Origin of the sequence: Acinetobacter piscicola (genome assembly GCF_002233755.1) — a bacterium.
Classification (GTDB): domain Bacteria; phylum Pseudomonadota; class Gammaproteobacteria; order Pseudomonadales; family Moraxellaceae; genus Acinetobacter; species Acinetobacter piscicola.
Window position 1 is genome coordinate 30644 of the sequence record NZ_NIFO01000004.1, and the last position, 20970, is coordinate 51613.

The window sequence follows — 20970 nt, forward strand, 5'->3', positions numbered from 1 at the left end:
TATCAGGAATGCTATGTCTGAGTTAAGTCAGAATACGAAGCATGTTGGATCTGATGTAGATCAATTTTGGATGCGTCAAGCAATTGCTGAAGCTGAGAAAGCGATTTATCGAACCCGTCCTAATCCTGCTGTAGGTTGCGTGATTGTGAAAGAGGGTGTGATCGTTGGACGTGGTGCAACAGCTCCAGTCGGTGGTCCACATGCTGAAGTTTTTGCGATGAGAGAAGCTGGAGAACAAGCACGTGGTGCAACAGCTTATGTCACACTTGAACCTTGCGCACATTATGGACGTACTCCACCTTGTGCAAAGGGATTGGTTGAAGCTGGGGTTGCAAAGGTCGTGATTGCCTGTGCAGATCCAAATCCTTTAGTTGCAGGGAAGGGTGTACAAATACTGCAAGACGCTGGTATTGAAGTGATTACAGCTGTTTGTACAGCTGAAGCTGAAATGCAAAATAAAGGCTTTTTAAAAGCCATGGCAACGGGCATGCCTTATGTACGTTTAAAAGTTGCATCGAGTTTAGATGGCCGTACTGCGATGGCTTCTGGTGAATCGAAATGGATCACTGGTACAGAAGCACGACAGGATGTGCAACATTGGCGAGCAATTTCAGGGGCTGTGATTACAGGTATTGATACTGTTTTGGCAGATGATCCTCAATTAAATGTGCGTGCCTTGCTAAATATTGACCTTGAAAATATTGTTCAGCCAAAACGTATTATTTTGGATCGTCAGGGACGTTTGCCTTTAACTGCACAGATTTTACAGCAACCTGAAACAGTGATGGTCATGGGGCCATTTCGTCAGGAACTTGCAGATTTAGGCGTGGTACAATTAGCCGTACAATCTTTAAAAGATTTGCTTGCGACTTTAAAAGATTTGCAAATTTATGATGTGTTGGTTGAAGCAGGTGCAACATTATCAACTGCATTTTTGCAGGAAAGCTTAGTTGATGAAATGATCAGCTATGTCGCACCTACTTTTTTAGGACAATCAGCACGTGCCATGTTCAATGCAGAATTTGAATCTATGGCACAACAACTTCGTTTTAAGCTTATTGACGTCATCCAAGTGGGTGATGACATTCGTTTAAGACTCATCCCTTCTCAAGAGTCAGTATGAATTCAGAGTCACCATCATCGGTTTATCACAAGCGTCGCCATGCTGCACGTACAACAGATGAATATCTTTTTCATCAGCTTGTTCCTTATTTGGGAAACAAGCGTCGTTTGTTACATCTGATTCTTGAAGCACTTGAAATTACAGGAACATTAAATACAGGCAGTAAACGTGCACCAATTTTTGCAGACTTTTTTGCAGGCAGTGGTGTGGTTTCACGTTTGGCACGTCAAAATGGTTATCGCGTGATTGCCAATGATTGGGAGCCGTATAGTCATGCACTGAATCATGCGATTCTTGCATGTACAGATGCACCAGCATTTAAAGAACTCGGTGGCTATCAAAAAGCCATTGATTATCTAAACCGATTACCTGAAGTTAAGGGTTGGGTGACGCATAACCTTTGCCCACGCAATGATGAAATTTATGATCCTGCTCGTGATCGTTTGTTTTTTAAACGTCGTAATGGCATGCGTATCGATGCAATTCGTCAGCAAATTGCGACATGGCAAGCACAGGGCGCAATTGATGATGTGGAAATGAGTGCTTTACTTGCACCATTGCTTTATTCAGCAAGTTTTGTCAGTAATACCAGTGGGGTATTCAAAAGCTTTCATCATGGTTGGGGCGGTAAAACTCAAACTGCTTTAGAACGAATTGAGTCTTTATTGTGGCTCACACCGAGTCGCTTTAGTGAAGTGGGTGACAATAAGCAAAAGACGCCCATGGCTGAAATGTGGTGTGTGGATGCACAGCACCTAGCCAATCAAATGAGTGGCTTTGAGGTTGATGTAGCCTATTTAGATCCACCGTACAATCAACATGCTTATAGTAGTAATTATCATGTGCTCAACTCTTTAACGCTTTGGGATCAAGTCGATTTACCGACACCAGATACCAAAGGTTTTAAAAGCGGGATTGATCGTGCATGGCGAAAAGAGCGTCCAAGTCCTTATAATTCATCGAAATATGCGCAAGAAGCATACGAAAAATTGTTGGAAACCATCAACGCGCGCTATATCCTGACCAGTTATTCAACCGATGGAAATATTGAAGCCAAAGATTTATTGGCTGCCAATTTAAAACGAGGCAAAGTCACGTTATTGACGCAGGATGTACCTCGTTATCGTGTTAGTAAGCAACGCCAATCTGAACGAGCGCGTGTACTTGAGTTTATTGTCATTACGGATACACATGCCAAATCAGGGCCACCATTGCGTCAGTTATTGGGGCAGCTTTATCATTTTGCAGAATTAGGTGGCGTTGATACTTCTGGGGTAAGCACTCAACTGGTGCTTTGGTAAGCCCTTTAAAAAATACAGAATGGCACAACATAGTAGATAGAGAATTTGGTTTGAATCCCTCATTCATTGAGGTAGTAGGATAAAAATATGTTCACAGGCATTATTGAAAGTTTAGGAAAGGTTGAAAGTTTGCAAAGTGTCGGTGGCGACGTACGTTTACGTATTCATACCGATTTAGATATGTCTGATGTACATTTGGGTGATTCGATTGCCACCAATGGTATCTGCCTTACTGTTATTGAATGGGGGGATCACTGGTATGCAGCTGATGTTTCTCGTGAAAGTTTAAATCGAACCACTTTAGAAAATTGGAAAGTGGGGCAGCCAGTGAATGTAGAAAAAGCCATGCTACCTACGACACGCTTTGGTGGACATATTGTGAGTGGCCATGTCGATGCTGTTGGTGAAATTACTGTTGTTCGTTCAGATGCTCGCTCAATTTATTATGAAGTGACAGCACCAGCAGAGATTGCTAAATATTTAGCTGAAAAAGGCTCTGTGACTGTAGATGGAATCAGCCTGACGATTAACCATTTGCGTGGTAGCGTTTTAAGCTTAAATTTAATTCCTCATACAGCTGAACGAACCAATATTGGAACGTGGAAAGTCGGTTCTAAAGTCAATTTAGAAGTTGATGTATTGGCGCGTTATATTGAGCGCTTATTGCTAGGTGATAAAGCTGCGGAACAAAAAACTGAATCAAAATTAAGCATGGAATTTTTGGCTGCAAATGGCTTTCTAAAGTAATATGCACTGAATATATGAAGAAAAAACCTAATCTATTTAGGTTTTTTTGCATTTATATCGTCAAATTAGACTAATATATTACAAATGCTTCATCGAAGAGAGTTGTGTATTGCTTGATTTTTTACTGCATTTAGAACAATTATTGCCCACGCTACTAGAAAATTATGGGCTTTGGATCTATGCAATTCTGTTTTTGATTATTTTTGCAGAAACAGGTTCCGTATTTATGTTTTTTTTACCGGGTGACAGTTTGCTGATCGCCATTGGTGCTTTGTGTTCTACGGCCGAGTCTGTACATTTACATTATATGGGGGTACTTTTATTTATTGCCTCTGTATTAGGTTATATCGTCAATTACTATACAGGTCGTGTTCTGGGGTTTAAATTTTTCCATGCACACTCCCGTTGGTTTAAGCCTGAATATGTTAAAAAAACCAATCATTATTTTGTGAAACATGGTGGAAAAACTATTCTTGTTGCTCGTTTTGTACCTTTTGTGCGTTCTTTTGCGCCATTTGCCGCAGGTGCAGGGCATATGAAAATGCCTGTATTTATGTTGTATAACATCTTAGGTGGCTGGGTTTGGATTGCCTTATTACTTGGGATGGGCTATGGGGCAGGTAATTTACTTTCTTTACTGATCGCTTGGTTATAGATTTTACTCATGCGTTTAAAAAAGCCCTAATTGGGCTTTTTTTGGCAGTCATACACGTATTTTACCCATGTTTAGAGACGTTTACTCAAAGCTTAGTTGAATTATCTCAAAATATCTTAGGATGAAAATGGCAATGCTTTATTCTTTTTCAGCTGAAAAGTTAGAATTAGCTAAAATGTATTCAATTTCTTCTTTAGCTGCAGATTCTAGTTTAGAACGGAAAGCATTTACAGTTTGCTCAATCAGTGTTTCAGCTTCAAGTTCAAGTCTTAAACGTACACTTTCTAATTCAGAAGTGATTTGACGATCATCAATTCTAAATTGACCACTGGCATAGTCGATAGCGGATACATCTGGGTTTTTTGTGTATTTTTCACTATATTCAGAAATTTCAACATCAATATGTTGTCGCAGATTTTGCAATGTAAGTTGTTGATCTTTAAACTGTTGAATTTCATCTTGCTGTAATTGTTGATTATAAGCATCTTGTTGTGCACGTTTTTCGGCTAACGCTTTTTCCAATGCCAACTGTTTGCGAATACGTGCTTCTTCAATGAGTTGTGCTTTTAAATCGGCATAGGCTTGCTCAACTTTAAGTTGTGCAATTTGCATTTGGCGCTGATCATTATTGAGCCAATTTTGTATGTCTGTTACAGGACTTAAAAGGTCACAGATGCGATTGAGGTCATCGACAAAAGTTTGGCGCACGGTTTCAGGCGTGTCCAACCAACGCTTTTTAAAATCTTGACCGACATTTAATGCCACCACGCATCTCCTTTGTTTTTAGGTATGAATATCAATAAATTAGAGTTTGAAGGTTTGAGGTGTAATGCTCATTCGCCGATACGCTTTGTACTTTTCACGACCAATTTGCTTTGCAGACTCATCATTTTCAACAATTTCTATAATGTGACTAAATTGTGTCACTTGTTCAAGGGGTTGATTGTTAAAATTAAACACAATCCATTCAACTGTACTTGATCCTGCTTGTGCTAAGGGTAATTGTGCTGAAATACAAATAGGAGCATGAGTTTGGTCAATACCATGGGCTAAAAAGCTTGTTGGATCAAAGCTCCATAAGTGGTCATCGAGTTGTTGTTGCAATTCAGGATCTGGGCAATGCAGCCAAATTTTAGCTGCATTTCGTAAAATTTTACGACATAAACGACAGGCACTTTCAACCTGCCGTTCAGGGCTTTTTTCAAACAGATAAAAGCTAATTTTAGCCATTTGATTGCGCGCGTTTAGCAATAAATTGCATTAACAATGGAACTGGACGACCTGTTGCACCTTTATTTGCACCTGAGTTCCAAGCCGTGCCTGCAATATCTAAATGTGCCCAACGGTAATCACGTGTAAAGCGCTGTAAGAAACACGCTGCTGTAACTGCGCCAGCTTTAGGTCCACCAATATTGGCAATATCTGCGAATGGCGTATCAAGCTGTTCTTGATAATCCTCATACACAGGCATACGCCATACACGGTCAAAAGAAGTATGACCTGCTGCAATAATTTCTTCAGCTAATTCATCATCTGGTGTGAATAATCCAGAAACTACAGAACCTAAAGCAATCACACATGCACCTGTCAATGTTGCTACATCAATCACCAATGCTGGATTGAAACGTTTGATATAAGTCAAAGTGTCGCACAGGACTAAACGACCTTCTGCATCAGTATTTAAAATTTCAACAGTCTGTCCACTCATCGTTGTGACAATATCACCCGGACGAGTTGCATGACCTGAAGGCATATTTTCCGCAGCAGCAATTGTACCCACAACATGGATTGGTAGTTTTGCTTCACACAATGCGCGAATTGTACCCAACACTGAGGCCGCGCCACACATATCGAATTTCATTTCGTCCATGCCTGCGCCTGGTTTTAATGAAATACCACCTGTGTCGAATGTTACACCTTTACCAACAAGAACAATCGGTGCTTGATCAGCGTTGGCTTTATATTCTAGGGTAATGATGCGACCTGGGCGATCTGAACCTTTGCTCACAGCAAGGAAAGCATTCATACCTAAATTAGCCATCTCAGGCTCTTCAAGAACAGTTACTTTTAATAAGTCTGGAAATTCAGCAGCAAGTGCATGAGCTTGTTCAGCCAAATATTCTGGAAAACAAATATTGCCAGGACAGTTTCCAAGATCACGTGCTAAATTTTGTCCGTTTTGGACTGCTTCAACAAAGCTTAATTGTTCATTGGTCAATGTTGATTGATTTGCAATAAATTCAATACTTTCTAAACTAAATTCATTTTTCTTAGATTTAAACTCATCGTAACCATAAGCCACTTGAGTAATGCTTAAAGCAAATAAATAATGGAACTCAACTGGAATAGCTGAGATATCGATACTGATTTGTTTGGATTTTTTTTGTGAAGCTTTGATAACTGTTTGTGCGATTTTTGCTAATTTCGCTGCCGTTATTTCAGAGGCTTTATCGATACCCACTAAAGTACATTGTGCAATTTGAGTCAGTTTTCCGATGAGTGGTAATGTCTCATTGAAACTTGCTTTGTAGTCTATTGCTTTGGTTAATGAATCTAGATCATTGATTTTATATACTTCTTGAGCTATTTTCGGGTTTTCAGAATCCACCAAAATAAACAACGATTGGCTAGATGTAGGCGTTGAAAACGATGGGTTTATTGTAAGTTTCATATGCTGTATTTGTGCCTTTTTAACGTTTCACTTCATTAAACCATTGAACCACTTCCAATGGTAGAATTTCAATGTGGTTTTATATTTTTAACTTCGGGTAAACTAGTACTACTTCACGATTTACTCTTATTTGGAAGATTAATTTGATTATTCGACGTTATCTCGTCAAGCAAGTGGTTTCGACTTCTTTGGTGGTCGTTGCACTATTAACACTCATTATGATGGGTGGACGTTTGATCAAGTATTTTGGCGTGGCAGCGCAAGGTCGTTTAGATGCCAGCATCCTGTTTAGTATTATTGGCTATCGCTTACCTGAATTTTTAACATTAATTCTTCCTTTAGGTTTCTTTATTGGGCTGATGCTGGTTTTTGGTCGTTTATATGTCGACCATGAAATGGCTGTGTTCAATAGCAGTGGTTTGAGTCGTATCCAATTGGCTCGTTTGCTCATTCCGCTGACCGTGATTTATTTATTTGTACAAACGATTTTAATGGTGTGGTTGTCCCCTTGGGGACTGCGTCAGTATGAGCAACTGGTGTCAACGCAAGCAGTTCGAACTGGATTTGATTTGGTTCGACCCAAAGAGTTTATTTCCTCAGGGGCTTATACCATCTATGCTGGTTCGTTATCCGAAGATCGTAAGAATTTAAAAGATATTTTCTTTTATCAGCGTGCTGAAAAAGAAGGTAAACCTGATGTGATGATTTTGGCAAAAGAAGCCACACGTGTTGAAATGGCCAATGAAACAGCCAGTATTGTCGATTTAATTCAAGGGCGTCGTTATGAAATTTATCCGGGGACACCAAAATATAGCCAAGCGGAATTTCAATCGTATCGCCTGCGTTTAGAAAGTGATAAAGAAGCCAAATTTGAAAGTGGTGAAGTCGAAGCCTTACCGATTGGAAAATTACTTGCAGTCAAAAATGACCCAGTGGTTGAGAGTGAGTTGGGGTGGCGTATTTTCGTGCCATTTTCAATGATTGTTGCACTCATGCTTGCAACAGCATTGTGTGAGGTGAGCCCTCGACAAGGTCGTTATTTAAAACTGTTTCCAGCCTTATTGATTTTTGCCAGTTTAATTGTGGCATTGATGGCAATTAAAACTCGAATTAGTAAAGCTGAGGTTGGGATTTGGGCTTATCCTGCGGTGCTTTTGGTATATGCCATTGCGGCGGCTTTATTCTCTAGAAAACAGAAATTAGCACCTAAGATTAAAAAGCAGATTCAACGAGTGAGGTCATAATGTTAGCACGTAGAATTGTCGCCAAGCATGTGACTAAAACCACAGCACTCGCAATGTTGGGTGCAACAGCTGTGCTATCGGTATTACAAATCCTATTTACTTATTTAGGTGAGTTGGGTGATTTAAAAGAAGGTTATACCGCTTGGAATGCTTTGCAATATGTGTTTTGGGGCGCACCACGCTACTTGTATGAAATTCTCCCGATCTCTGCATTGATTGGTGCAGTACTGGGTTTAGGTTCAATGGCTTCTAATAGTGAACTCATCGTGATGCGTGCGTCAGGGATTAGTTTATGGCGGATTGTAGGTTGGGTAATGCGTTCAGCCATGCTTTTGGTTGTTTTGTCTTTTGTACTAAGTGAATTTGTTGTTCCTTATACCAATGAACATGCAAAAAGCATTAAAAGTCATCGTAGTGTTGCTGCTTTAGGTGAAGTAAAAGGGTATTGGACACGTGAAGGACAACGTTTTATTTACATTGACTATGCCAATTCACAAGGGACTTTAAAACAAGTTCAAGTGATTGATTTCGATGATAACTATCGGATGAAGTCTTTATTAAATTCTGAACAAGGTAAGTTTGTTCATGATGGACAATGGAATTTACAGAACAGTACTCAAGTGAACTTACTTGTAAATGGTCAAGCTCAAGCTGCAAAAACCAATCAACAAGATTTAGCACTGGCTTTACAACCGAAGTATGTACATATGGTAACGATTGATCCTGAAGACTTGGCACCGAGCCAATTGGTGAGTTTCATGAAATATATGAATGAATATAGCCAAGTTCCAAAAACCTATTTACTGGCTTTTTGGAAAAATGTCGGATCACCATTTGCGTTATTGGCTTTAGTTTTGATTGCTTGTTCATTTATTTTTGGACCATTACGCCAACAATCTATGGGTTTCCGTTTGGTCATTGCACTGTTTGTTGGTCTTGGTTTTTATTATTTACAAGATTTCTTGGGTTATGCGAGTTTGGTTTATGCATCATCACCTGTATGGTTCGTATTTTTACCGATTGTACTCATGTTTGGCGCAGGAAGTTATTTGCTCTACAGAGCGCGCTAATCCATGAGATAAATCAGAAATTCAGATCATCAACATCAATGTTTGTCATGGTCTGAGCATAGAGTCTGCCGTAAAAAAACGGTAAGATAGCACGATTAATTTGTAAACAGAAAAGAGTGTAAATCATGACGGATGCAACTGCTGGCAAAATCCCTCACGTTCTAGTGATTATGGATGGTGTGGGTCATCGTGAAGCGGTCGAAGATAATGCGTTTTTAGCAGCAAAAACGCCAAATCTAACCATGATGCAAGAAAAGCATCCGCATAGTTTAATTTCTGGTTCAGGTGAAGATGTTGGTTTACCCGATGGACAAATGGGGAATTCAGAAGTTGGCCACATGAATTTAGGTGCAGGCCGTGTGCTTTATCAAGATTTTACGCGTATTACCAAAGACATTCGTACGGGTGATTTTTTTGAACATGAAGTTCTGATTGATGCTGTAGAAAAAGCCAAAGCTGCCAATGGTGCAGTACATATCATGGGGCTATTGTCTGAAGGTGGTGTGCATTCGCATCAAGATCATATCGTTGCAATGTGTGAGCTTGCCCTAAAACGTGGTGCGAAAGTGTATTTACATGCTTTCCTTGATGGACGTGATACACCACCTCGCAGTGCTCAACCATCATTACAAAAATTAGATGCAGTTTTTGCACAATACCCAAATCAAGGTCGTATTGTCACGATGATTGGTCGTTATTTTGCCATGGATCGTGACAATCGTTGGGATCGTGTAGAGCAAGCTTATCGTTTGATGACCGAAGGTGAAGCTTTCCGTGTGGTTGATTCAGCGATTGAAGGTTTAGAACAAGCGTATGCAGCCAATGAAAACGATGAGTTTGTAAAAGCAACTCGAATTGGTGAGATTACCAAAATTTCTGATGGTGACAGTATTGTGTTTATGAATTTCCGTGCCGATCGTGCTCGTGAAATTACCAAAGCTTTTGTTGAAAAAGATTTTGCAGGTTTTGAACGTAAAGTTGTGCCAAATTTATCTAAATTTGTCATGTTGACGCGTTATCAAGCCACAATCGATGCACCTGTGGCATATATGCCAGAAGGATTGAAAAACTCAATTGGTGAATATTTATCATCATTGGGCAAGACTCAACTTCGTATTGCAGAAACAGAAAAGTATGCACATGTGACTTTCTTCTTTAGTGGTGGTCGTGAAGATGAATATCCAGGCGAAAAGCGTATTTTGATCCCATCACCTAAAGTTGCAACTTATGACCTACAGCCTGAAATGAGTGCGCCTGAAGTGACGGACAAACTTGTTGATGCGGTTAATTCAGGTGAATATGACTTATTGGTGGTGAACTATGCCAATGGTGATATGGTTGGACACACAGGTGTATTTGATGCGGCTGTGAAAGCTGTTGAGGCTGTAGATCTAAGCTTAGGCCGTCTATATGAAGCTGTGATGGCAAAACATGGGCATATGTTGATTACAGCAGATCATGGTAATGTTGAGCAAATGCAGGATTATGTGAGTGGTCAGGTACATACTCAACATACAACGGAACTCGTACCTTTCATCTATGTGGGACCAAGCTCAGCGACCATTGCAGAAGGTGGCGTTTTAGCGGATGTTGCACCAACAATTCTGAGTTTGATGAAGCTTCCAGTACCATCGGAAATGCAGGGGCGTAATCTAATTACGTTGAACCCATAAGATAACAATACATAAAATACAGGTGTGTGAATGGCTCAAGCTTGGAAATATATTGCTGTTTTAACAGGATTACTGACCAGTGGAAGCCATTCTATATGGGCAGCTGAACATACTGCCCCACTTGATTTTGATGGAGAAATTGAACAGGCGGTTACAGAAGTCCCTATTGAATCGATAGAACAATTTGTCCAAATTTACGGAATTGTTAAAGATAACTATGTGGAAGAAAAACCAGATGATGTTTTGTTCTTACAAGCAACTAAGGGTTTAGTCAGTGGTTTAGACCGTTATTCACGTTACTTAACTGCTGAAGAATACAAACAACTGATGCAATACACAGAAAGTGATCTTGCGACAGCAGATTTTGAGTTGGTCTTAGATAATCATAGTCATCAATGGAAAATTAAAAATTTACATGAAAATTCAGATTCAACAAAGTTGGGTCTTAAAGATGGGTTTAGTGTTTTTAAAATTGAAAATCAAGAACTTAAAAATTTAAATGCAGAACAAGTCGATGATTTATTGCATGGATCGATTGGTTCGGCCTTTCAATTACAGCTGAATGAAAAAAGTCCGATATTAACGATTGTGAGAAATCGGAAATTAGATGTCGCTGATATTGAAGCGATGATGTTGCACAATCAAGTTTTAGTCTTGAAAGTGAAAGTGTTCCAACAAGATACTGCCAATGAAATTAAACGTTTAATTGAAGAATATAGTTCCCAAAAAGTGAAAGCTGTTTTATTGGATTTGCGTAATAATCCAGGAGGATTATTATCTGCTGCGGTTGAAACTGCTGATTTATTTTTAAATCAAGGTACGATTGTTTCAACCAAAAGCCGTTCGGAAGGTAATCAACAATTCCAAGCTTTGCCGGGGAATGAATTTCCAAATATCAAATTGGGTATTTTGATCAATGGTCGTTCGGCATCTGCGGCTGAAGTCTTTACTGCAGCGATGAAAGAACACCAACGAGCTTGGGTCATTGGTGAAAAAAGTTATGGTAAAGGCGTGGTGCAGAAATTATTCCCATTACCCAATGGTGCAGCATTACAAATGACGGTTTCACATTACTTCACACCCAATGGAAATATGATTGATGGGCAAGGCATACGTCCAGATTTGGAACTGCCATGGACGATCGATTTAAAAGAAGAAAGTTATTTAAATAATGTTTCTGATCAATTGCTTAAACATCGTTAATATTTGATTTATTACACTGAAGAATAGATCAAGTAATAAAAAAGCTGAGAATAACTCTCAGCTTTTTTAGTTTTTAAAATGATCAAAAAACGATCATTTTAATCATCATCTGTATCTAAACCAAATTTTTTCAAACGATAGCGTAGAGAACGGAAAGTCATTCCCAGTTTTTTTGCCGCTAAAGTTCGATTCCAATGCGTTTGATTCAATGCAGAAAGTAGCACTTCTTTTTCTACTTTTTCCAAATATTCCTCTAAACCTTCTTCAGGAATCTTTTGAGCTTTCGATGAAGTTTCAGTTTGAGTGGTTGTTTTTATATCCGCTTCAACTGGTTCACTGTAATTGATTCCGCGAATAGGTGCAGGTTGTAGGTGCTGAATATCCAATTGATCTTCATCACTCATGGTAATGGCTTTTTCAATGATATTGCGCAGTTCACGAACATTACCAGAGTAGTGTTGTCCCAATAAAAATGCTTTTGCTGCTTCTGTAAGCTGTTTGGTTGGAATTTGCCACTCCGCACAGATCACTTGAATAAAATGAGCAGCTAAAATCAAAATATCTTGATCACGTTCACGTAAAGGAGGCAGTACGACATCCATCACATGGATCCTAAAAAATAGGTCGTGACGGAATTTACCTTGCTCTACTAACATTTCAATATCTTGATGACTAGCACTGATAATACGAAAATCGACTTCGATTTCTGTATCACTACCCAAAGGACGAATTTTCTTTTCTTGTACGGCACGCAAGAGTTTAGCTTGCATTGCCAATGAAAGCTCTGCAATTTCATCTAAGAATAAAGTACCGCCATTTGCAGCTTGGATCAGACCTTGTTTGTCTTGTGTAGCACCAGAAAAACAGCCTTTTTTATGTCCAAAAAGCTCACTTTCCATCAAGTCTTCTGAAATCGCACCACAGTTAATGGCAATAAAAGGGCTATCACTGCGATTGCTTAACTTATGAATCAAGTTGGCAACAACTTCTTTACCTGTACCTGATTCACCTGTAATAAATACAGGCGCTTGCGAACGTGCAATCTTTTTAATGGATTCTCTCAGGCTACGAATGACTTGAGAGTTACCGATGAGCATAGATTGCTCAATTGGAATTTCTGCAACATCGACATCCAATTGAGGCACATGCAACGCTTTTTGTAAGAGCTGTTGTAAGTGTAATTGGTTAATCGGCTTGCTGACGAAATCAAAAGCGCCTGCTTTTAGAGAAGCAATTGCGATTTCCATGTTGCCATAAGCTGTTAAAACAGCAATAGGTGTTTTAGGATAATGCTGAGACACATGTTTAACCAGCTCTAAACCACTTCCATCAGGCAGGTTGAGATCTGTAATACAAGCATCATATTTGTATTCGCTAAAAAAATATTTGGCTTGCTGTAAATGATGAGCCATATGGGTTTTGATGCCCATTCGAGAAAGGCTCATTTGCATGAGCATACATAAATCTTGCTCATCATCGACAAGTAAGACCAATGGTTGTCGTGTAGTCATATCCCCAAAAACCTAGTTTATTCCGTGAGTGGGCATTCGATTCGAAAACATGCCCCTTGTTGTTTTTGCTCTACGTAAATTAATTTCGCTTGATTCGCTTCACATATACTTTGTGACAGGTACAATCCTAAACCAGTTCCGTTGATTTCGGTACTAAAAAATGGTTGAAATAATTGAGAGAGGTCTTGTTTTGACACCCCTTTCCCGTAATCAATCACATCTATACATAGGTGATGTTCGTTTTTAAATGCTTTTAGTGAAATATAATCTGCCAATTCATCATTATGACGCAGTGCATTACGAATTAGATTGATGAGTACTTGTCTGAGTTGTAAGTCATCAAAATAGATCGAAAGATGAGCTTGTAAATCGAGTTGAATATTTTGGCGAACATCTTGTAAATCACTCACAAGCAAATCATTCAAGAAGTCTTGTAGAAGCATTTTGGTTGCTGTCGTTTTTCTATTTTTTGCCATATCTAAAGTATCTTTAATGATACTGTTAATACGAACCGCTTGTTTTGAAATCATTTGATGAAGAATCGTTTGCTGTTGCTCATTACTTCCCATAATTAAATCATTGGCTTGTACAATGGCTGCAAGCGGGTTTCTAATTTCATGGGCAATACTGGCAGATAATTGCCCTAAGGCTGCAAGTTTTAATTGCTGAACCTTTTGATTGATTTTCTGAGCATCCTCTAAAACCAAAAGCGTCAGTGCTTGTTGCGGAACAATCAGTTTTTGTACACGGATATCAACGGTATAAGCAGATTTATGTGATTCAAATTGAAAGCGTTCATTATCTTTGATTAAGGTATTCTCTAATATTTCAAATAAGTCAGGTTGAAAATGAGAAAGAAGATACTGCTCATGTGCATAAAGCGGAGGAATGCCTAAAAGTAAGCAGGCTGCAGGGTTACTGACAATAATTTTATATTGTTCATCAAGAACCAAATAGCCAACTTCAATTTGTTCTAAAATATAGCGATTAATATTTTGCAGTTTAAATAATTCAATAGATTGGTACGTATTTAATGATTCAAGGAGTTGAAAACGGTTAATTGCAACTTGTCCAATGCCATAAACCATAAAAAATAAGAAAGCCAGTAAAGCACTATTACCAATATTATTTAAGTTTGAAAAATCAAAAAAACTTCCAAAGAATTGCTGATAAATAATAGCAATCACAGCAACCAATGTAACCAATAACGCTTTTCTTTTTGTAAGTAAGAAATTTGCGACAAATACAGTAATAACGAACAGGATACTAATGGCTAGGTTTGGGCCATCTAGTGCGAAGGTAAGTAAACTTAGAAAAGGAATATCAATAATAAAGAAGCCAATAAATTGCTTATTGACCCAATGAGGATAAAACCTAAGCAGCATCATTTGTAAAGCTGCAATGACTGTAAAAGCGGCAACAGAGTAAAAATATAAACTTGGATAAGTATAATGAGAATCTTGATTTTCTAAGGTAATCAAAAAGATGATGGTTAGACAGCAAGCAATGACAATTCGATAAACTGAATACAGTGCGCCTAGGCGGTAAATTGTTTGATAGATAGGAACAGATACCGTAGGCAGCATAATGTACTCAAATAAAACTTTATATTTTTAATAGGTTTAAGGCTTAATCAAACCATAACGTATAGCCAGATGCGTCAATTTAACATCACTATCTAGACCTAGTTTTTCAAAAATACGATAGCGGTATGTATTGACAGTTTTCACACTGACAAAAAGTTTATCGGAAATTTCTTGGGCACTTACACAGTTTACAACCATCATAGCAACTTGCATTTCACGTTCTGAAAGCGCATCAAAAGGAGAGGTTTGTGTATCTGATAAATATGAACTTGCCAATTGTTCAGCAATATCTGCGCTAAAGTATTTACCGCCTTGCATGACCTTTTTGATTGCTCGAACCATTTCTGTAATTGGAGCACCTTTGGTGATATAACCTCTAGCACCTGCTTTAAGTAACAATGATGGATACGGTTCTTCAGCAAGTCCACTGACGGCTAAAACTTTGGTATCGGGTGCTGTTTGTAATAAACGGCGAGTTGTTTCAACGCCACCAATCCCGGGCATATTGACATCTAATAAAACCACATTAGGGTGCTGCTGTCTGACGATTGTAATGGCTTCTTCACCTGATTCAGCCTGCCCAACCACTTGAATATCAATCTGATCTTCTAGCATTCTGCAGATGCCTGTTCTTACTAATTCATGGTCATCTACCACTAAGACAGTAATCACTTACACCTCCTCACAATTCTTAATATCAATATTTTTGTTACACAACGCAAAAAATACTTGCAATGTCATCACAAAATTAGCAATGCTATTCCTAATATCCGTAAAATATTTATGCACAATACTGTGATTAAAATATTTGTTTTAATATAGTCACGTTTGAGTGTAAATGTAAGTCATATTTGAGGCAATTAGCAAGTTTGTGAAAACCTCCCTGAGATGAGTAAATTATCGTGAAAAATCCCAAAAATACGTTAATGCATGTATTGAGTTTATCAATACTACTCAGTTTGAGTTCAACTGGTTTTGCTGACATTGTTATGAATTCACCAGGGACGGCAGGGCAAGCGACTGTTACTTGGTCTTCTTCAGATGCAAGCCAATTGTTGAATGATGACTCTGTAGAAGATGAGGATGAGCCTTCACCGCAAGGGTCAACAACCTTAACTACAACACTTCGTGCTTCAAATGCTGCACCTACAGGATTGACCAATAAATCTGTACAGATTGTTGATACCAATAGTTTTAGCAGTCAGCCTTCAGTCAATGCACGTGCGGCATTGGTTATGGATGCAAAAACAGGCGAAGTACTGTTTAGTAAAAATACCAATATGGCGATGCCAATTGCATCTATTACTAAATTGATGACTGCTGTCATTACTGCTGATGCACGTTTGAATATGTCTGAAGACATTACACTACAACAAATCGATTTTGCCGGCGCAGGTGGTAAAAACTCAAGTTCAACGTTAAAAGCTGGCGATACCATGAATCGTGCTGAAATGTTACTTGTTGCATTGATGAAATCTGAAAATCCAGCAGCTGCAGCTTTGGCTCGTACTTATCCAGGTGGTCGTCAAGCATTTATCGCTGCTATGAATGCTAAAGCACGTCAATTGGGAATGAATTCTACGCATTATGCTGAATCGACAGGCTTAGACCCACGTAATATATCTTCTGCGCGTGATTTGGGTATTTTAGTTAGCGCTGCGTCTCAATATGGTTTGATTCGTCAGTTTTCAACCACAGCGCACTATGACTTCAATTTAGGTTATCGTGTTCTAAAATCGAATAATACCAATGCATTGGTTCGCAACGGCGGTTGGAATATTAATATTTCGAAAACAGGTTATATCAATGAGGCAGGGCGTTGTGTCGTGATGCATACAACGGTCAACAATCGCCCAGCAGTGGTCGTATTATTAGGAGCGAGCTCATCTCAAGCACGTACCAATGATGCAACTAATTTATTGAATTGGGTGAGTAATTTACCAAAACGTATTTAATATTTTTGTTATAAAAAAGCTCTTCTTTATGAAGAGCTTTTTTATGCCTAAATTGAAGCAACAACTTTCTTAATATCAATAAATTATATTCGTTTTTTTATTAAAATAAGTTAATGTTAGATCACAACAAGAAATGATGACATGACAATATGAATGCAATGCAACATGCACGTATTTCTGCAAAACGTTGGGGTAGGGAACCTGAAGATTACTATGAAATACATCGTTTTATAGACAGTACCAAAAGTTTATGTAGTGATGCTCGACATCGAATTTTACATACATTATGGGGTGTAAATTCAGTTGTTGTTCCCGTGTTTGGACATAGCCTTCAAAATAGTGCAGGCAAATCAATTGATATTAAAGATTTGTGCGAACGTGATCATTTATTGGTGGATTATCAACAACGTTTTATTCCGACTTTAAATGATTTTGTAAATGCGATAGATGCGACGCAATTACCTAAAAATTTTGAACAGCAACTAGAGCAATTACATCAATATTATTTGCAGGATAAAACACTTTCACAGTTGATGTTATCGCCACTCGCATTAACAGGAAAGTTACATTCTTTATTACTTACACATAATAACTGGTTTATTTACGATATTTTGCCTCGTATTGGGCAGTTGCCCAAATTAGAAAATATTCTATATAGTCCCGCAGATTTTTTTAATGCGATGCGTTTTGAGTTGTGGATGGATAATGGAATGGCAATACCTTTAAGCGCTCAGGCTTTACATCAACGAAAACAAATAACTCAGCTACATATCAATTAGGGGATTTTTATGGCTACGTATGTCATACGTGCGAAATACTTTGGTTATAACGATGAAGTTTTTTACGTTGCGGGGAATCGTGTTACCAATATTTTTGATCATAAACAACAAGCAGAAGCCGCTTATAAACAGCTTGAAGTGGATAGCGCACGTGATTTTGCTTTGTATGAGATCGAATCACTTTTTGATGCGGATGACACGCATTTAAAACAACTGGATGACTTTGTATTTTCACGTTGTGGTGTGCATATTTATAAGGATGGTCGTCTTTCTGATGATATATTACCCAAAAAACTCAATGATGATGATACCTTTGAATTTATTCAGCTTGCTGAAATGCAAAAATATCAACTGATTCAATTTGATCAGGAAGTAAAATTTTATGGATTGTGGTCGACCAAAAAGCAGCAGTGGGTTGAAGAACATGATGAGTATTTTACAGGTTTGGTTTATTGTGAAAATCCAGAACAGTTAAAAAGCGAAGTTAGAAATATCTTTGCTGATTATGATTATGCATCAATTGAGTTAAAGGGTTCACTAGAAGAGCTTTCTGAGCAACCCGTATTATTGAAAGCACTGCTTACCACAGAAGTTGGTCTGAACTATGATGAGAATAAGAAAGTATTAACCATAGATTCATGGCAACAAGAAGCTTTGTACACGCTCAATCCTTTACTCAAACAACCGTTGTTTGAAATTAAACAGATTGATTTTGCTGAAATTCAACGAATTGAAAAAGAATTGGCGAAGCAAAATAGCTATGATGAAGATTATGAGTATGAAGAATAATAATTTTTGGATATAGAAGGTAAAAAACCAGTTGCAAGCAACTGGTTTTTATTTCAAATAATATTCTTACATATTTGAAAGAATAGAGTCTTTCACTTGATTCATCGTTGCATCAATGGACAACATGACTGCATCAGCACATTGTTTGATTGCAGTATCAGGATCTTTTAGGCCGTTACCCGTCACAGTACAAACAATCATAGAACCTTCAGGAATTTTCCCCGCTTTAATATCACGGATTGCACCACCAATAGATGCAGCAGAAGCAGGTTCAACAAATACACCTTCATACATAGAAAGTAGACGTTGTGCTTCTAAGATTTCAGCATCTGTTAATTCATCAAACCAACCATTTGAATCACGAACAACGGCTTTTGCATGATTGAAACTTTGTGGGTTACCAATACGGATTGCTGTTGCAACAGTTTCAGGGTTTTCAACTGGGCCACCACGTAAGAATGGTGCAGCGCCAGATGCTTGATAACCGACCATGATTGGGCGACCTTCAGGATTTGGACCAGTGAATTTGTCAGTTGCTGCGTCATAAACCACTTGTTCAAATTCTTCAACAGGCTGGTTTGCAACAGCTTCGGTATAACCCATCCAGTGTGCAGTGATATTACCTGCATTACCGACAGGTAGGCAGTGATAATCAGGCGCACGACCTAATGCTTCAACGATTTCATAAGCAATGGTTTTTTGACCTTGCAAACGGTAAGGGTTGATTGAGTTTACAATCGTTACTGGCGCTTGATCTGCAACTTCTTTTACAAGACGCATACCGTCATCGAAGTTACCACGGATTTGCATGGTGATTGCGCCGTACATCATGGCTTGCGCCATTTTACCCATTGCAATTTTGCCTTCAGGGATCAATACAAATGCCTTGATACCTGCACGAGCAGCATAAGCAGCGGCAGCAGCAGAAGTATTGCCTGTAGATGCACAGATAATCGCTTTAGAGCCTTCTTCAACCGCTTTAGTCACAGCCATGGTCATACCACGGTCTTTAAATGAACCTGTCGGGTTTAAACCTTCATACTTCACATAAATTTCAACATTCTTACCAATAATACCGGGAATATTGTCTAATTTAATGAGCGGTGTATTACCTTCATTTAAAGAAATAGCACGTGTAGTTTTCGATACTGGTAAGCGGTCACGATAGCGATCAACAAGTCCTGTATAGCGATTGGCATTAGACATGATGGTGTTCCAATTGTATGTAGAGCAAATAGAAATATTCTTTTAACCCCTAAGTTCTCTATTCATCAAGAGGACATAGGGGGATTTAAAACCCGATTAGTTATCGAGCAATTCTAAACGAATTCTGACGATTTCGCCATGAATAGCAGGCAAAGCTTGAATTTGAGAAAGCACAGTATTCATGACTGATTCTTGAATTGGATCGGTTAAAATCACAATAGGAATCAAATCTTTTAGACGAGGTTGTTGCATAATCGCGTCAATGCCGATACCTGCGCGACTTAAAATCGTCGTTACATCTGCAAGCACGCCAGTTTGATCTTCAGCATTTAAACGCAAATAATAACCTGTAGTCATCTCATCACTAGACAGAATATGCAAGTCTGAAAGTGCTTCAAAGGCAAGTTGTGGAATTGTTCCAGCACCATCTTCGGTGTAGATAATGTCACGGACAATATCCACGACATCGGCAACAACAGCAGAAGCTGTAGGGCCTGCACCCGCACCTGCACCGTAGTACAATGTTGGGCCCACAGCATTGGCTTGAACCAATACTGCATTTTTCACACCATTGACATTGGCAATCAATTCTTCATCTGGAATCAAGGTTGGGTGAACACGAAGTTCAATCCCTTTTGCTGAACGACGTGCGATACCTAAATGCTTAATTTTATAACCTAATTCTTCTGCATATTTCACATCTTGCGCAGTGATTTTGGTAATACCTTCGGTATAGACTTTGTCAAACTGTAAAGGAATACCAAATGCACATGAAGCGAGGATCGTCAGTTTATGTGCAGCATCAATACCTTCAACGTCAAAAGTTGGATCTGCTTCTGCATAACCCAGTTCTTGCGCTTCTTTGAGTACGTCTGCAAAGGCACGACCTTTTTCGCTCATCTCGGTGAGGATAAAGTTACCTGTACCATTAATAATCCCAGCGAGCCATTCAATTTTATTGGCCGCTAAACCTTCACGAATGACTTTAATAATCGGAATACCGCCTGCAACAGCAGCTTCAAAGGCAATTTGTACATGATGGTCATCGGCAGCTTTAAACAATTCATTACCATGTTCTGCTAAAAGTGCTTTATTTGCAGTAATGACTTGTTTGCCATGTTTAATGGCTTCCATAATGACTTCGTAAGCAGGGTGAATACCGCCCATGACTTCAACGACAACATCGACATCAGGTTGACGTACGATATCGAGTAAATCCGCACTTTGTTTAATACTTGCAGGTAAATTTAAATCTGGACGTGGGCGACGCGTACCCACATGAGTAATCTCAATTTCACGACCGGTGCGACGTCGAATTTCAGCAGCATTTTCTTGTAGTAGTTTAAGGGCTCCACCGCCTACGGTTCCTAGACCGAGTATTGCCAGACGAACTGGTTTCACGTCACACTCCAATTATGCATATAAATTATATTAAGCTTAGATCATAGCTAAAAAAT

At 38.8% G+C, this 20970-nt stretch carries 19 protein-coding genes; 11 read left to right on the forward strand and 8 right to left on the reverse strand.

Annotated features, from left to right (window positions below; translation table 11 throughout):
- Positions 1–13 precede the first annotated feature (13 nt).
- The 4 genes from ribD (at position 14) to CDA10_RS08610 (ending at position 3826) form a co-directional block, all read left to right on the forward strand.
- Positions 14–1123: a bifunctional diaminohydroxyphosphoribosylaminopyrimidine deaminase/5-amino-6-(5-phosphoribosylamino)uracil reductase RibD gene (gene ribD, locus CDA10_RS08595; protein WP_089605219.1), complete on the forward strand. Its 1110-nt coding sequence runs from the start codon at positions 14–16 to the stop codon at positions 1121–1123.
- The gene (locus tag CDA10_RS08600) at positions 1120–2424 is read left to right on the forward strand and encodes a DNA adenine methylase (protein ID WP_089605220.1); all 1305 of its coding nucleotides are present in this window, start codon (positions 1120–1122) and stop codon (positions 2422–2424) included. Before ribD ends, CDA10_RS08600 begins: the two co-directional genes overlap by 4 nt.
- 87 nt (positions 2425–2511) lie before the next feature.
- A complete protein-coding gene (locus CDA10_RS08605) occupies positions 2512–3171 on the forward strand; it encodes a riboflavin synthase (protein ID WP_089605221.1) in 660 nt (219 codons plus the stop codon).
- 109 nt (positions 3172–3280) lie between these two features.
- Positions 3281–3826, forward strand: coding sequence for a VTT domain-containing protein (locus CDA10_RS08610; protein WP_089605222.1), 546 nt, complete (start codon positions 3281–3283; stop codon positions 3824–3826).
- A gap of 138 nt (positions 3827–3964) precedes the next feature.
- On the opposite strand, the gene blhA is transcribed toward CDA10_RS08610, so the two are convergent.
- Genes blhA through CDA10_RS08625 form a run of 3 tightly spaced genes read right to left on the reverse strand, consistent with a single transcriptional unit; the run spans position 3965 to position 6497 of the window.
- The gene (blhA, locus tag CDA10_RS08615) at positions 3965–4591 is read right to left on the reverse strand and encodes a cell division protein BlhA (RefSeq protein ID WP_089605223.1); all 627 of its coding nucleotides are present in this window, start codon (positions 4589–4591) and stop codon (positions 3965–3967) included.
- Positions 4592–4630: 39 nt separating this feature from the next.
- Positions 4631–5056 (reverse strand): DNA polymerase III subunit chi, encoded by a 426-nt coding sequence (locus CDA10_RS08620; RefSeq protein WP_089605224.1) that lies wholly within the window; start codon positions 5054–5056, stop codon positions 4631–4633.
- Positions 5049–6497, reverse strand: a complete 1449-nt coding sequence (locus CDA10_RS08625) for a leucyl aminopeptidase (protein WP_089605225.1) — start codon at positions 6495–6497, stop codon at positions 5049–5051. The genes CDA10_RS08620 and CDA10_RS08625 overlap by 8 nt, the downstream gene beginning before the upstream one ends.
- 143 nt (positions 6498–6640) lie before the next feature.
- Here CDA10_RS08625 and lptF point away from each other — a divergent pair, with 143 nt between their 5' ends.
- From lptF to CDA10_RS08645, 4 genes are all read left to right on the forward strand, one after another.
- Positions 6641–7741 (forward strand): LPS export ABC transporter permease LptF, encoded by a 1101-nt coding sequence (gene lptF / locus CDA10_RS08630; RefSeq protein ID WP_089605226.1) that lies wholly within the window; start codon positions 6641–6643, stop codon positions 7739–7741.
- A complete protein-coding gene (lptG, locus tag CDA10_RS08635) occupies positions 7741–8811 on the forward strand; it encodes an LPS export ABC transporter permease LptG (RefSeq protein WP_089605227.1) in 1071 nt (356 codons plus the stop codon). The genes lptF and lptG overlap by 1 nt, the downstream gene beginning before the upstream one ends.
- Positions 8812–8936: 125 nt before the next feature.
- Positions 8937–10484: a 2,3-bisphosphoglycerate-independent phosphoglycerate mutase gene (gpmI, locus tag CDA10_RS08640; RefSeq protein ID WP_089605228.1), complete on the forward strand. Its 1548-nt coding sequence runs from the start codon at positions 8937–8939 to the stop codon at positions 10482–10484.
- A 30-nt stretch (positions 10485–10514) separates the two neighbouring features.
- On the forward strand, positions 10515–11687 hold the full coding sequence (locus CDA10_RS08645; RefSeq protein ID WP_089605229.1) for a S41 family peptidase: 1173 nt from the start codon (positions 10515–10517) through the stop codon (positions 11685–11687).
- A 98-nt stretch (positions 11688–11785) separates the two neighbouring features.
- Here the strand turns inward: CDA10_RS08645 and CDA10_RS08650 are convergent, their stop codons facing one another.
- Genes CDA10_RS08650 through gacA form a run of 3 tightly spaced genes read right to left on the reverse strand, consistent with a single transcriptional unit; the run spans position 11786 to position 15456 of the window.
- Entirely contained in the window at positions 11786–13198 is a 1413-nt protein-coding gene (locus tag CDA10_RS08650) for a sigma-54-dependent transcriptional regulator (RefSeq protein WP_089605230.1), read from the reverse strand.
- A gap of 17 nt (positions 13199–13215) precedes the next feature.
- Entirely contained in the window at positions 13216–14784 is a 1569-nt protein-coding gene (locus CDA10_RS08655; protein ID WP_089605231.1) for a sensor histidine kinase, read from the reverse strand.
- Positions 14785–14820: 36 nt separating this feature from the next.
- Positions 14821–15456 carry a response regulator transcription factor GacA gene (gacA, locus tag CDA10_RS08660; protein WP_089605232.1) on the reverse strand — a complete coding sequence of 212 codons (636 nt, stop codon included), beginning with the start codon at positions 15454–15456 and terminating at the stop codon, positions 14821–14823.
- 230 nt (positions 15457–15686) lie between these two features.
- On the opposite strand from gacA, the gene pbpG reads away from it, so the two are divergent.
- The 3 genes from pbpG (at position 15687) to CDA10_RS08675 (ending at position 18307) form a co-directional block, all read left to right on the forward strand.
- Positions 15687–16739 carry a D-alanyl-D-alanine endopeptidase PBP7/8 gene (gene pbpG / locus CDA10_RS08665; RefSeq protein ID WP_089605233.1) on the forward strand — a complete coding sequence of 351 codons (1053 nt, stop codon included), beginning with the start codon at positions 15687–15689 and terminating at the stop codon, positions 16737–16739.
- A gap of 149 nt (positions 16740–16888) precedes the next feature.
- On the forward strand, positions 16889–17518 hold the full coding sequence (locus tag CDA10_RS08670; protein WP_089605234.1) for a DUF6915 family protein: 630 nt from the start codon (positions 16889–16891) through the stop codon (positions 17516–17518).
- Between the two features lie 9 nt (positions 17519–17527).
- On the forward strand, positions 17528–18307 hold the full coding sequence (locus CDA10_RS08675) for a hypothetical protein (RefSeq protein WP_089605235.1): 780 nt from the start codon (positions 17528–17530) through the stop codon (positions 18305–18307).
- 66 nt (positions 18308–18373) lie between these two features.
- Here the strand turns inward: CDA10_RS08675 and thrC are convergent, their stop codons facing one another.
- A complete protein-coding gene (gene thrC, locus CDA10_RS08680; protein ID WP_089605236.1) occupies positions 18374–19513 on the reverse strand; it encodes a threonine synthase in 1140 nt (379 codons plus the stop codon).
- 96 nt (positions 19514–19609) lie between these two features.
- Positions 19610–20914 (reverse strand): homoserine dehydrogenase, encoded by a 1305-nt coding sequence (locus CDA10_RS08685; RefSeq protein WP_089605237.1) that lies wholly within the window; start codon positions 20912–20914, stop codon positions 19610–19612.
- Between the last annotated feature and the right edge of the window lie 56 nt (positions 20915–20970).